The organism is Clostridia bacterium, assembly GCA_026414765.1.
Lineage (GTDB): Bacteria > Bacillota > Clostridia > Acetivibrionales > DSM-27016 > SKW86.
The window spans coordinates 225500-239543 of record JAOAIJ010000016.1 but is presented as its reverse complement, the minus strand read 5'-3'; the positions used below and the strand labels follow the sequence as shown (position 1 = coordinate 239543).

Sequence of the window (14044 nt, the reverse complement as noted above, 5' to 3'; positions counted from 1 at the left end):
TCTTGGGTTTTTATAACTATATCCATATATTACATTATTTGTATATTATCGATTGATTTAGAGAACCGGAAAAAGTAAGGGAAACTAGTGCCGATTGGTTTAAGGAGTTTACAAACTTTAGTCTGAAAAGGTGAAGAGCATGGGTGAAGGCTATATAGGTGTTGATATCGGAACCTCAAGCATAAGGGCAGCTTTATTCGACATAGACGGCTATCAGAAATATATATCGAGTAGGGAGTGCACCGTACTATCAAAAGAAAACGGTCTTGCAGAGCTTGATGCAGCCGTGCTTTTTTATCAGACAATTACAGTAATAAAGGATTGCACAGACTTTGCCGGCGCAAATAATGTATCGGTCAATGGAATTGGGCTAAGCTGCCAGATGCACAGCTTGCTAACTGTTGATAAAAGCGGTGAGCCTCTAACAGCTGTTATGATCTGGGCTGATGCAAGAGCAGTAAAAGAGGCAGCCTCTATAAAAGAAAACTTTGACAGCATTGAACTATACAGAATCACAGGCTGCAGGCTTCAACACCCGATGTATCCTGCAAGCAAAATAATATGGATTAAGAACAACTGTCCTGACGTCTTCAGCAAAACATATAAGTTTATCACAATAAAAGAATACATCATCTTCCGCCTATTTGGTGAATACATTGTTGATTATACTCTGGCGGGATGTCAGGGGTATTTCAACATACACAGCTTTGAATGGGACGGTTTTATTCTTGGAGATATCCTCGGAATAGGCAAAGACAGGTTGAGTGAACCTGCAGAATGTACCTTTTGTCTGAAAGGAATGAATGCTGAATACGCCCGGGCAATGGGCTTATCAGCCGATACGCCTGTTGTAATAGGTTCCGGTGATGGTATTATGGCAAATCTGGGAAGCGGAGTTGTTAATGATAGTGCTTTTTCATCAACTATCGGGACAAGCGGTGCTTTGAGGACATCCGTCAACAAACCTCTTTTGGCAGCTGAACAACAGACCTGGTGCTATCCTTTTCTAAAGAACACCTGGGTAGCCGGTGGGGCGATAAATAACGGTGGAATAGTCCTTAAGTGGATAAGGGATGAGTTTGAGAAGCAGTTCATAGATGAAGCCCATGGATCCAATGTAAGCATTTATAAACTTTTTGACAGATATGCCTCGGAAATCGCTGCAGGAAGTAATGGTTTGTTTTTCCTTCCCTATCTTGCGGGTGAAAGGAGCCCTGACTGGAATCCCGAAGTGAGGGGTACCATGTATGGCCTCAGCCTCATACACGGAAGAAAGCATATTGTGAGGGCTGCTATGGAGGGAGTTCTTTACAGGCTTTTCTCCATTTATGAGATTCTGTCAGATATGAATAGGACTGCCTCAAAAATCATTGCAAGCGGCGGTTATGCCAAATCGAAGGTCTGGCTGCAGATGCAGGCAGATATATTCAATAAGGAAATACTAGTAGCTCCGGTTACTGAAGCTTCTGCGCTTGGAGCAGCATATCTGGCTATGGTTGCAGTAGGAGCAGCAAACGGTTTTGATAATATGCTGCCTTCTATGAAGCCCCGGTCCATAATCACACCGGATGCGGAAACTCATAAATTCTATACCCATGCATATAAAAGGGCAATGGAGATATACAGTAATCTATATTACAAATAGTTCAAAGATACAATATATTTAAAGGCAGGTTTGATACAATATGTCAAAATACCATAATATAGGCATAATAGGTATGGGAGTAATGGGAAGGAATCTTGCTCTTAATATGGCAGGAAAAGGGTTTAAAGTAGCTGTGTATGATTACTGGCAGGACAGAGTTGCCGCTCTGTCAGCTGATAAGGATGCTTCCGGGTTAGATATTTCAGGAGCATCCACAGTTCAGGATTTTGTCAATATGCTTGAAGCACCACGAAAAATCCTTATCATGGTGAAAGCTGGAGATCCGGTGGATGAAGTCATAGATACATTATTACCGCTCCTTTCAAAAGGTGATATATTGATTGATGGGGGAAATTCCTTCTTTCAGGATACGATACGGAGAAGCTTGAAGCTTAAAGACCTCGCATTTGAGTTTATAGGAGTGGGTATATCAGGTGGTGAGGAGGGTGCTTTGAACGGGCCTGCGATAATGCCTGGCGGAAGTAAGACCTCATATGAAAAGGTTGAAAATATACTTACCTCCATTGCAGCCAAAGCTGGAGGTCATCCATGCTGTCAGTATATAGGATCTGACGGAGCCGGCCACTTTGTAAAAATGGTTCATAACGGCATTGAGTATGGAGATATGCAGCTTATCTGTGAAGCCTATCATATTCTCAAAAACCTAACCGGCCTCAATGCAGAGGAATTGCATAATGTCTTTTCCGAATGGAACAATGGCGAGCTTAAAAGCTATCTTATTGAAATCACAGCAGACATTTTCAAGTATTATGACCAGGAAGCCGGCCTCCCATTAATTGACATTATACTGGATAAAGCCGATCAAAAAGGGACGGGCATGTGGGCTTCTCAGGTTTCTCTTGATCTTGGAGTGCCTGCACCTACAATTACAGAGGCTGTTTTTGCAAGATATCTCTCTTCCCTTAAAGATGAAAGAATGGTAGCAAACAAGGTTTTCAGCCGTTCTGATACTTCTGTAAAGCTGGATTGCAGTAAAAAGGAATTTATCGAAGCAGTAAGAAAAGCCTTATACGCAAGTAAAATCTGCTGCTATGCCCAGGGGTTCCAATTGATGAAAGCAGCTTCAGCAAGGTATGGCTGGGAATTGGATCTATCAAAAATAGCCGCTATTTTTAGAGGAGGCTGCATTATAAGGGCACAATTTCTTGACAGAATAATGGAGGCCTATGACAAATCACCGGTTTTATCCAATCTTCTTATGAGTTCCTACTTTAGAGATATAATTGACAGATACCAGGATTGCTGGAGAAAAACTGTTTCTGCCGCAATACACTCCGGTATACCTATCCCCGCTTTCACCAGTGCCCTATCCTACTTCGACAGCTACCGGTGTGACAGACTTCCCGCAAACCTGCTCCAGGCACAAAGGGACTATTTCGGAGCTCATACCTTTGAAAGAGTAGATAAGAAAGGGTCATTTCACATTAAGTGATTTTGATATCACACTTCCATGCGAGTTTACATAATATATATAAAAACCGAAAAAGGAAGTGTTTTTTGTGTTAGTAATATCAATTCTGCTACTCATTTTACCGGGTTTTTTACTGGAGTACCTGTATGAAGCCAATTTAAGTTATTACTATGCTTCACATCCTGACTTTTCTAAACCTAACTACTTTTTCAGATTTTTACGCAGCCTTTTTTTTAATGTTCCCGCAACAGGTATAGTCTGGTTGACCATATGGGTGTATAAGCTGGCTAACGGTTTTCCAATGGTCAAAAGTTTTACGCAGTTCATCGACTGGTCACTGTCCTCTGCTTTTCTGCTTCATTACGTTTTGGTATTGCTCGCAGAGCTGGTGTTTTTCCACATTCTCTTTATGATTTACTGCAAGTTGCTAAAGTTGCGTAAGTAACACAAGAAAGATGGATATTTTGTTTTATCCATCTTTCTACATAATCAGGTGTTGCGCTAGCTGGTTAGAAATCTCCCAAATCAAGCATATACGCCTTCGGAATGAAACTTGTACTTAATTAACCGGCACACCAGAGTAGCTTAATACCTGAAATACACCTATGAAAACGTAGGACTTGCAAACTCTTCTTTCAAAATACCCATAATTATCGTATCAACATACTTTCCGTCTATATAAGCTGCCTTTCTGAGGACTCCCTCCTTTACAAATCCGCATTTCAGATAGGTATCACACGCCCTGATATTTGATTCAAAAACATTCAGATAAACCCTGTTAAGATTTAGGTCATCAAATGCAAATTTCAAAATCAGCTTTACAGCCTGAGTTCCAAATCCTTTTCCCCTCTGAGCTTCCTCCCCTATCCGTATTTTTAGCTCCGCACTTTTATATATGCTGTTTACGGAACATAGCTGGCAGTTTCCTATCAGAGCATCATTTTCTATAGTCCTGATAGCAAAAATGTAGGCTTCATTGCTTGAAGTAGTTTTTTCAAACCAATGCTTATGCTGTGTTTCATGGACAGGCTTGTACGCAGAATTAAACAGAACATCCTCCCTTGTATTTATCCATTCCAGCATAAGCTTGCTGTCGTCCGTTGTCAGATATGAAAGATATATATCTTTACCTCTAAACATTTATTACACTCCTATACCCAGTTTTTTTCAGACTCTGTTTATATCAATATTTGAATCGGATTTAGCCGATTGGGTGCTCCTATCCAGCTTCTTAAAAAAGTATAGCAAATAAAGTATCATAAATGAGATATGGGGTATATAGGAAAGAATGAGTGCAGCAGCATATCCTTTGGCACCCATGGCAGCCGTATGAACCATGACATACGTTGACCAGATACAGATATTTGACCAGATAAAGTTAAATACAAATGCCGTCCAGACTCTGTTTATGCTGTAATAAACTACTATAAGGGCATCATTTACAGCTTTCAAAACTGCTGCCAAGGAAACCAGCACAAGTATTATGCCTTTTTCTGCAAACCCATTCCCATAAAGCCCCATTATAAATTTGCTGAATACTATCAGTGGTAGTGCTACGACTACAGCGCTGGATACAGTTATAAGAATATTTACCCGGAATACCCTCTTAAACTCTATCAGCTGTTTTGAGGCAAAAAATCTGGATAAAGCCGGAAGAAAAACCAGAGATACAGTGCCGGGCACAAACAATACCATGAGTCTGCCCTGGTTCGCCGCCTCGAGTATGCCCATTTCTGTCAATCCATGATTACCCCGGACCAGGATTGAATTGCATATCCAGGTAGTAGGCGCCATCATCATACTCACAAGCGCTGCTGGCAGCGAAAATCCCAACAATATATTCATTTCACCCAAAGCACTTCTGTAGCTGATTCTTATACCCTGTTTTCTGGCAATGTTTCTGATGAATAAATAATACAACAGTATATTTATGGCGCCTCCTACGGCCAGGCCTGTGAATACACCGTTTATTCCTCTGAAATATGCTCCGGTCATAACTAATGGAACGGTTATAATGTTTGATATTACACCCCTTACCGCATCCTGCCTAAAGCATTCAAAACCAGTAATAATCCCCATTTGAGCTCCTACTATCCCATTTATGAATATTAGGAGAGAAGAAATCCTGAGGGGAGTGACAAGACTCTTGCTATTGAATAGCTTTTCTGCCAGAAATGGAGCTGCTATATTCATAATTACTGCTATGACTCCTCCTGAAAAAACAGCAAACATTATACATAACCCCATAACTCTTCCGGTCTTTTCTTTATCCGATGTTTTCAATGCAGCTATGAACTTCCTGCAAGTATCTTTAATTCCGAATCCTGCAAATATACCTGCCATTACAACCGTGCTTTGAATAATAGCCAGACCTCCGTAAGATACTTTTCCCAGTATTCTTGCGACCAGTATATTTGATGCCATCATCATTCCCCTTGATAATACCGACCCGGACAGACTCCAAAAAACACCGCCCATAAGCTTTTTCGCAAATTCACTTCTATTGATTTTTTGATTGATCCCCCTTAAGCACCCAGTTATTCTCCGTTTCACAAAAAGTCTCCCCCTGTATTCACACTATATGGCATCAATTTTATATAAGGGTATTTTTATATCTATTGGAGCATCCCCTGAAGCTACAACCCTTATCAGGCTTGAAAACCTGTGAAAAAAAGATTTTTTTTGAGAATAAAACAAGATGATTGGAAATCTGGTTTTCCTGAACATTACTGCATCACTTTCACATATTTTCCCGATTGCTATATAGATATTGTACTTCCTTCTCCTCATCAAATAATGCTGCCCCTTCCGGCTGACTACACAAAAATCCCTATCTTTTCTACTTCCAAACCACCACTTTACGTACTCACTGTCTATCAGAAAAGGGTGCTCCTTTTCATATTGTCTGAAGCCAAACCAAATACGATAGCAGTAGCTTCCTATATCCCTCCACCCCAGCTTTTTATAGCCTGGATAGGAGTTTTTATTGGGGAAATTGTAAAGAATGCTTTTATGGGGTAATCTGCTTTTTGCCAATGTCGTCATAACCTTGAATATTCCACATCCACGGTATTTATATAAAACTGCAGTATCGCAAGGCTGATACGCTTGCCGTCTGCCGGTATCCAAATCATTACGCCACATTGCCCTTGCCGCAGCCGGTGCCCCGTTTATATAGGCAATTACTATGAGAGAATCTCCATAGATATTATCGATAAATTTATGCTTAAAGTATGAATACCCTATGTGAGTGTCAAAAACCTCGTTCTGTACATAAATGAAATCCCCGATTTCTTTGGCAGCCATTTTGCTGCTCCATTCACAAAAATATTCTATACCATCTATAACCTCAAACATTTTCATACCCTCCCGCTGTGCAGGTAGTAAAGAATGTCATACCACCCCTTAAGTTTTTTAATAAAAACATCCATATTGTCATTGTTTTCTATGCCTATCCTACCTATGACAGTTGTTTCAGATATTGATCTTACTGGCATATGATCCGAAGTATACAGTCTTTTGTATATATTCTTCCGGGAAAGGTATGATAGGGTTTTCCAGTTGTAATGCCCGAAAGGGAAACAAAAATCCTTAACGTCAGCCCCTGTGATATCCCGTAAATACCTATTGGTATATATTACTTCTTTTTCAAAATTGTTCTCATGTATTTGTGTAGCATCAATATGTGAAAAGGTATGTGCTCCAAAACCAGCAATACCGGAACAGGCCATCTCATAGATCATTTCAGGCTTCAAATACTTCTCGTTGCTGTTTTCTATTTCACCTGCTGCGACAAATATATTGAACTTCAGGCCTAAATCCTTTAAGACAGGAAAAACTATGGAATAATTTGATACATACCCGTCATCAAATGTAATTAAAACTTTCTTTTCTTGTGTCTTTATCAGCGATACATCCTCCAATTCATCAAAAGTATATGTCTTGTACCCACTCCGGTGTAAAAACTCCATATGCCTTTTAAATACTGAAACATCTGTCTTCGAATAGCTTTCTCCCTTTCCGTCCTCTACAATATCGTGGTAGTAGATGACAGGAATATTTTTGTTCACAGCAAACCGTCCTACATAAGGTACCAGATTCAAAACATATTTTCTAAGTGTTGCGTTCATATCTGTCAATACCATTCCTTTTAATACAACTTCTTATCTGCTTTTTCACAAATAATGCGCAAATCATAACTGAAAAAACCCTCAGATTGAGAAAAACTCCGCTGGAAAGGGAACTAAAAATAATAACTGCGATGGCTCCATAATGAATAATGTGAAAAACACTGCCTTCGCACCTGTTTTTGCTGAGAATGCTCACAATCAGCAGACAATAGAAAAATAAGCCGAATACTCCGAAAAAGGAAATCATATAGCCGAGATCAAAATCTATCAGTGTGGACTCCCAGCCGGAGGTGTCAAAAACTCCAAAGCCCAGGAGAAGATTTCCTATGCCCGCATCCTCTATCAAATTGAGAAAAGTATTGGACTTGTATGCCATAGATGTGTCAAGCCCCAGCAGTATGTGAAATATCCTGAAATCTTTCATCAGTCCTGCAATCCTGCCGCTAAAGGCAATAATAATACCCAAACATATAATTACCATGACCGCTGATGTTATTACCACAGCTATAAAGCCTTTCATACTCAGGCGGGGAAAGCTCATACTTAAGAAATATGCAGCAAAAGCAATGCTTATCAGGGCAAAGATAATAAACCCTGTCCTGGAACCAGAAAATACAATCGAAGCAAAAACTGCAGCAACCGGAGTTAAGTGCCTGATTACCCCCAGTCTTTGTCCCTGTAAATAATCTATTTCAATCTTTTGAAGAATAATGCAGTATACCAGCAAAGCAAATTTGATATATTGGTTGCAGTTCAAAAATAATGCCCCTGAGCGGAAATACTCCATGGTACTGTACGCAACCGTCATATCTATTCCCTGAGATTCACCGTAAATAAGCCTTAACCAGTCATCAATCATTATGACTTTAGTAAACTGAATCACCTGAATTATCAGAGACAAATACAGCAGAGCTACCCATAGTTTGTACATACAGTCAAAGTCTACGTTAATATTCATAATTACAAGAAATATCAGCAGGTAGATAACCAGCCTCGATAGTTCCTTGACTGCAAACCCGGAATTGAATAGCATGGTATTATTCAAAAAAACTATTTGAAATAAAATCATGCCCATCATTAGGGTTATTAGATACATGAAGCTATTTAAATGCATTATTAACCTGTTCCGAAAAAGTACATATACAAGGATTGCAGTATAGAATACTGTGATTATCGCAGCATACTGGATTACTGCAAACAAAAATGTAATGATGACTACAACCCCATATAGCAAATTATCCGGTTTAAAGGCCGGATTACGAAGATCACAAACTCTGTTTTCCTGCAACATTTTCCAAAACCTCTACCATACTTCTATTCTCTGTTTTCCGAATTTTAGTTTTTTCATTGATTCTGCCTATCTCTCCGTTTATTGCTTTTAGCATCAATTCCGCAAGCTTTCTGCTGTCAAAGGGATCAAAGAAATATGCATTCCTGTATTCCCCAATAACCTCACGTGCATAAGGGCAATCAGCAGCAAGGATTAGTGTTCCCGCCATCATCGCCTCGCATAGCGGCATACCGAAGGATTCTATATAGGATGGAAAGACCAATACAGTTTCACCATACTTTCTTAATACTTCATCGCGTTTGATCCTTCCGGTCAGCTGCAGATTTCTCCATAAGTCCGGCTTAAATTTGCCTATATCATTTCTTATTTCCCCGGCACTAACCGTTAAGCTAACGCTAAAATCCCGTTTATCTGTTTCCAGGAGATATTTCATAGCTTCAAAAATACACTTATGATTTTTATATACCAGGTAAGCAGCAGGATAGAAAAATCTGTTCAAAGTACAGGGCTTGTGGGAATCTGTACTGATATATTCAGGAATTTTCACTTTAGGAGGAATTACATGGATTTTCCCTGCAAGCTTTTGATCTATATCCGATGCAGCATCCTTTAAGTATTGGCTCTGCATGACGACAGCAGCTGCATTCACTATCGATCTTTTGATCAGATATCCGTAGAAGTATTGATAAAAAGCCAGCACTCTCTCTTTTTTCTTCAGAAATGAAAACCTTTGCAGCTTTTGGAACGGAATTGCCTGCTGCACATATACCACCTGAGGAATCTTGGTCCGTAAAACCATGGTGCTTTGCAATGTAAGAACAACATCAGGCTTATATTCATCAATCACTTTACTTGCCACAAAAAGCTCCCAATAAATCCGGTGCCACCAGCTTCTGAAAACCCAGGGAACCCTTCTGACTTTTACATCTGCTGTTTCTTCAAGCACAGGAGTACTGACAATAAATATCCACTGGTGGCCGCATGGATTGCTACAGATATCATTATAAAAATCCGTAAGCACAGACAAGGCCCCTCCGCAAGTCGCAGCCACATTTACGATCACAATCCGCATTTGCATCATCACCCTTTACGTTTTCAACCAGACAAACCTGTTGATAATCTTTGTATACCCCTGAATTATTCTGACTATTTTCATTGAAACGTTTGTATCCCTGTAGTCATACGCCAGTACACTCTTTTCTTTCTTATCCATATTTGTACAAAGCTCGACAGCCTGGTCAATATCCCCAAATTTTATACCTCCCAGCAAAACAGTTCCCTTGTCAACAGCTTCAGGTCTTTCCGTGGACGTCCTTATCAAAACTCCCGGAAACCCCAATATTGCTGACTCCTCAGATAACGTGCCACTGTCTGAAAGTACACAAAATGCATTTAACTGGAGCTTGTTATAATCAAAAAAGCCAAAAGGTCTTAGTTTTTTAATCAGCTCGTGAAATACAAACCCACTTTCGCTTATCTTCTTCCATGCGCGGGGATGTGTCGAGTACACTATCGGATACTTGTATTTCTCCGCCAGTTGGTTTAATGCGTCCATAAGTGAAAAAAAGCTTTCATCATGTTCTATATTTTCCTCTCTATGCGCCGATACAACGAAATATTTGCCCGGCTCCAGACCCAGCTCGTTCAATACCGTACTTCCGTTTATCTTATCAAGGTTCTTATTCAAAACCTCTGTCATTGGCGAACCTGTAACAAAAATGTGTTCTTTCCGTATTCCCTCGGCAATGAGATACCTCCTGCTGTGCTCGGTATAAGGAAGGTTTATATCGCTGATATGATCCACAATCCTCCTATTTGTCTCCTCAGGCACATTCTGGTCAAAGCAGCGGTTTCCGGCTTCCATATGGAATATGGGAATTTTTAGCCTTTTTGCAGCTATGGCTGCCAGGCAGCTGTTAGTATCTCCAAGTACCAGCAGCGCCTCCGGCTTTTCCCTATTCATCACCTCATATGACCGGCTTATTATGTTACCAATGCTTTCTCCCAGATTTCCTCCTGCTGCATCCAGATAGAAATCCGGCTCCCGGAGTTGTAAATCCTCAAAAAAAACCTTATTTAGTGAATAATCCCAGTTTTGGCCTGTATGAACAAGAATATGTTCAAAATAGTTGTCACAGGCCTTTATACATTCCGAAAGCCTTATGATTTCCGGTCTGGTACCGACAATGGTCATAAGCTTCAATTTCGGCATTGGTCACACCTCCGCAAAGTATGTGTCAGGCTTTTGTTTATCAAATATCTCATTTGCATAAAACAGGGTAACCAGATCAGAATGTCCCGTATTTTCGATGGAGTGTGCATAACCTGCAGGAATATCAACTATTTTCAGATTGTCACCTTCCACCGGTATCTCTATTACATCCCCTCCATTGAGGTTCATCAGCTTTATCACAGCCTTACCTTCCAGTACAACAAACTTCTCTGCTTTTGTGTGATGCCAATGGTTTCCTCTTTTGATACCGGGTTTTGTCCGTGAAATAAAAATCTGACCAAAAGATTTTGATTTTAGCAGCTCAGCCAGCCACCCCCTATTGTCTTCTTTTATTTCTACGGCATACTCTAAGTTGTCAGCATCCAGATAGGACGTATAAGTTGCATAGAGAAATCTGATCAAATCACTGGAAAAGTCCGGCAAAACAACCGTTTCCCTGCTTTTTTTGAAGCTCCGTATAGTCTCCGCGAGTTGGGCAAGAGATATTTTAAATACGCGGGGAATATGGCAAAATCCATCCTGGGCCATATTAGGAGTCCCCTTAAGTGCATTGATGAATTCTTCTACGACGTCATCTATATAGACAAATTTTATTTCCTGTTCAGGATTAGAGATTTTTATCGGGAGATTGCATGCAATATTATGACAAAACGTTGCCACAACCGAATTATAATCCGGCCTTGCCCATTTCCCGAAAACATTTGTCAATCTATATATATAGGCCTTTGACCCATTCTTTTCAGCCCATGCTGTAATTGCCTCTTCAGCTGCTTTTTTACTTCGTCCATAAGGATTATTCAGCACTGCCTGAATCGAAGACGAGTAAACTATTGTTTCCTTGTAATTACATCTATCCATTATATCCAGCAGTTGTTCCGTAAAGCCTGTATTTCCGGTCTGAAATTCCCTTTCATCCGGAGGGCGGTGAACTCCTGCCAGGTGGAAAACAAAATCTGCCTGTTTTATATATTCTTCCAAAACCTCTGTAGAATCACTGATGTCATGCTGCATTAAAGCAATTCCGTCCATCTGTTTCAACGCAGTTGTGAGGTTTTTTCCAATAAAGCCTGATGCACCCGTGACTAATACATTTTTCACTTAGTTCAACTCCTTTTTGACAATATCAAGTGTTAGAAGCAAATCCTTGATTTCCTCAACTGTGAGCAGTTTGGTATTATAGGAGTTATATTCCTGATCATAGGCCATAACTTCTCCTTCTACGAAATATTTGTCATAGTTCAGATCCCTATTATCAGCGGAAATCCTGAAGTAATTGCCCATATCATCACTGTGCAGCATCTCTTCACGGGTAAGCAGTGTCTCATACAACTTTTCTCCATGTCTCGTTCCGATAATCTTTATTTCATTATCTGCTTTAAACAGTTCTAACATGGCCTTTGCCAGGTCGCCTATAGTGCATGCTGCCGCTTTTTGGACGAAAATATCACCGGGCTTTGCATTCTCAAATGCAAACATTACCAATTCCACAGCTTCGTCAAGTGACATAAGGTATCTCGTCATTGATGGTTCTGTAATGGTTATAGGCAGGCCATTCTTGATCTGATACATGAAGAGCGGAATCACAGAACCTCTGGATGCCATTACGTTTCCATAACGGGTACAGGCTATGGTACACTTCCCGACAGGTACTGTCCTCGCCTTTGCTATCGTCACCTTCTCCATCAGTGCTTTGGAAATACCCATAGCATTTACAGGATATACAGCTTTATCTGTGGAAAGGCATATGACCTTTTTAACACCTTCTGCTATGGCAGCATCCAGTACATTACAGGTTCCGATAACATTTGTCTTGACAGCCTCTAAAGGGAAAAACTCACAGGAAGGCACCTGTTTCAATGCTGCCGCATGAAAAATATAATCCACACCGCGCATTGCATTTAAAATACTTGAATATTCCCTAACATCACCTATATAAAAGGATATTTTGCCATTTTTGAATTTTTTACGCATATCATCCTGCTTTTTTTCATCTCTTGAAAAAATACGGATTTCTCCAATATCAGTATCCAAAAACCTTTTCAATACCGCATTGCCGAATGAACCGGTGCCACCGGTCAATAAGAGTACTTTATCTTTAAACACATTCCGACACCTCCCTCTTAAAATGCCTTATTATGGTTTCATATGTCTTCTCTACCAAATATTCGGTTTCAAGAAGCTTTCTTGCTCTTTTCCCCATTTCCGTACGCAAAGCAGCATTGGATGCCAATCTGTCTACTGCGCGGACAAAAGCCTCTATATTTCCTGCCGGTACTTTTTCACCACAGCCGTATTGCAAAAGGATATCCCCCAAATCAGTCGCTTCATCAACCGCTGCCACTACCGGCAGCCCCGCGTGAAGATAAGACAAGAGCCTTGACGGGAAGTTCGGCATGGTAAACAATTTATTCAGAAGAATCATCCCTACATCACATGAAAGCACCAGTTCGTCGTAGTCATCCTTCCTGAGCCTGCTTATAAAAGCCGCACATTCAGGCTTATTTTCCGCTAGATATTTTTTGATTTTTGGAGTTTCAGTACCATCTCCAGCTATTAGGAAAAATACATCTTTTCTATCCCTCATTATGCCAATAAGTTCAAGTAGAAATCCTACCCCCTGAGGTATTCCAAGGTTTCCGCCAAATATAAATATGACAGCCTCAAGCGGAAGGTTATACTTTTTGCGTATCCTGTCACGGCAAATCTCCTTGTTATTGCGCAATTTCATACTATTCGGGCATAATTCGATTATTCCGGAGTCCAAATAGGGATTGTTCTTTTTTAAATAGTTAATATTGGCGGGAGACATACACCCTATAAAATCTGCGTTTCTGTACATCAATTTCTCGAAAAACCTGAAAACCGTCCACACAGCTCCGCCTTTTCTCATTGCATGCAGATCCACTGCCGACTGGGGCCAAATATCCTTTAGCAGTAGATACATCTTTGCATTGTACTTCCGCTTGATAAGCTTAATCGCCCCGGAAATAGTTACAGGTGGAGTTGAACAAATGATAAGATCAAAATACCTCTTTCTCATATGCTTTTTTGTTGAATACCATAGTTTTATGCCATAAACAAAGGAATAAATAGTCTTCTTAAACTTGTTTGTTTTCTGCATGCTGCCAGTACTGATCCTCAATATTTCAATGCCTTCCTCACAGGAAAGGCAGGTCTGACGGTCACCCCGCTTTTCATTTGCTGTCGCCACTGTCATACTATGGCCGTGTTTTATAAATTCCTGTACCAGATCGCTGTATATGTTGCTTTCACCCTTGTTTACCCATACAGCTGTGACAAAAAGAATATTCAT

At 40.3% G+C, this 14044-nt stretch carries 12 protein-coding genes; 2 read left to right on the top strand and 10 right to left on the bottom strand.

From position 1 onward, the window contains the following. Nucleotides 1–139 precede the first annotated feature (139 nt). Together N3I35_05855 and gndA are read left to right on the top strand one after the other, a co-directional pair. On the top strand, nt 140–1645 hold the full coding sequence (locus N3I35_05855; protein MCX8129611.1) for a gluconokinase: 1506 nt from the start codon (nt 140–142) through the stop codon (nt 1643–1645). Between the two features lie 40 nt (nt 1646–1685). Beyond that, the gene (gene gndA, locus N3I35_05850) at nt 1686–3098 is read left to right on the top strand and encodes an NADP-dependent phosphogluconate dehydrogenase (GenBank protein MCX8129610.1); all 1413 of its coding nucleotides are present in this window, start codon (nt 1686–1688) and stop codon (nt 3096–3098) included. A gap of 582 nt (nt 3099–3680) precedes the next feature. Here gndA and N3I35_05845 read toward each other — a convergent pair. The 10 genes from N3I35_05845 to N3I35_05800 are packed head-to-tail and all read right to left on the bottom strand — an operon-like array spanning nt 3681 to nt 14044. Next, a complete protein-coding gene (locus N3I35_05845) occupies nt 3681–4217 on the bottom strand; it encodes a GNAT family N-acetyltransferase (GenBank protein MCX8129609.1) in 537 nt (178 codons plus the stop codon). Between the two features lie 27 nt (nt 4218–4244). Continuing rightward, entirely contained in the window at nt 4245–5630 is a 1386-nt protein-coding gene (locus N3I35_05840) for an oligosaccharide flippase family protein (GenBank protein ID MCX8129608.1), read from the bottom strand. A gap of 24 nt (nt 5631–5654) precedes the next feature. Next, nucleotides 5655–6434, bottom strand: coding sequence for a hypothetical protein (locus tag N3I35_05835; GenBank protein MCX8129607.1), 780 nt, complete (start codon nt 6432–6434; stop codon nt 5655–5657). A 2-nt stretch (nt 6435–6436) separates the two neighbouring features. Beyond that, a complete protein-coding gene (locus tag N3I35_05830) occupies nt 6437–7207 on the bottom strand; it encodes a polysaccharide deacetylase family protein (protein MCX8129606.1) in 771 nt (256 codons plus the stop codon). Further along, on the bottom strand, nt 7191–8498 hold the full coding sequence (locus tag N3I35_05825; GenBank protein MCX8129605.1) for a hypothetical protein: 1308 nt from the start codon (nt 8496–8498) through the stop codon (nt 7191–7193). The genes N3I35_05830 and N3I35_05825 overlap by 17 nt, the downstream gene beginning before the upstream one ends. After that, nucleotides 8473–9570, bottom strand: coding sequence for a glycosyltransferase (locus N3I35_05820; protein MCX8129604.1), 1098 nt, complete (start codon nt 9568–9570; stop codon nt 8473–8475). Before N3I35_05820 ends, N3I35_05825 begins: the two co-directional genes overlap by 26 nt. Nucleotides 9571–9585: 15 nt before the next feature. After that, nucleotides 9586–10710, bottom strand: coding sequence for a UDP-N-acetylglucosamine 2-epimerase (non-hydrolyzing) (wecB, locus tag N3I35_05815; protein MCX8129603.1), 1125 nt, complete (start codon nt 10708–10710; stop codon nt 9586–9588). A gap of 3 nt (nt 10711–10713) precedes the next feature. Further along, the gene (locus N3I35_05810; protein ID MCX8129602.1) at nt 10714–11829 is read right to left on the bottom strand and encodes an NAD-dependent epimerase/dehydratase family protein; all 1116 of its coding nucleotides are present in this window, start codon (nt 11827–11829) and stop codon (nt 10714–10716) included. Continuing rightward, nucleotides 11830–12834, bottom strand: coding sequence for a polysaccharide biosynthesis protein (locus N3I35_05805; protein MCX8129601.1), 1005 nt, complete (start codon nt 12832–12834; stop codon nt 11830–11832). Continuing rightward, nucleotides 12827–14044, bottom strand: coding sequence for a glycosyltransferase family 4 protein (locus N3I35_05800; protein ID MCX8129600.1), 1218 nt, complete (start codon nt 14042–14044; stop codon nt 12827–12829). The genes N3I35_05805 and N3I35_05800 overlap by 8 nt, the downstream gene beginning before the upstream one ends.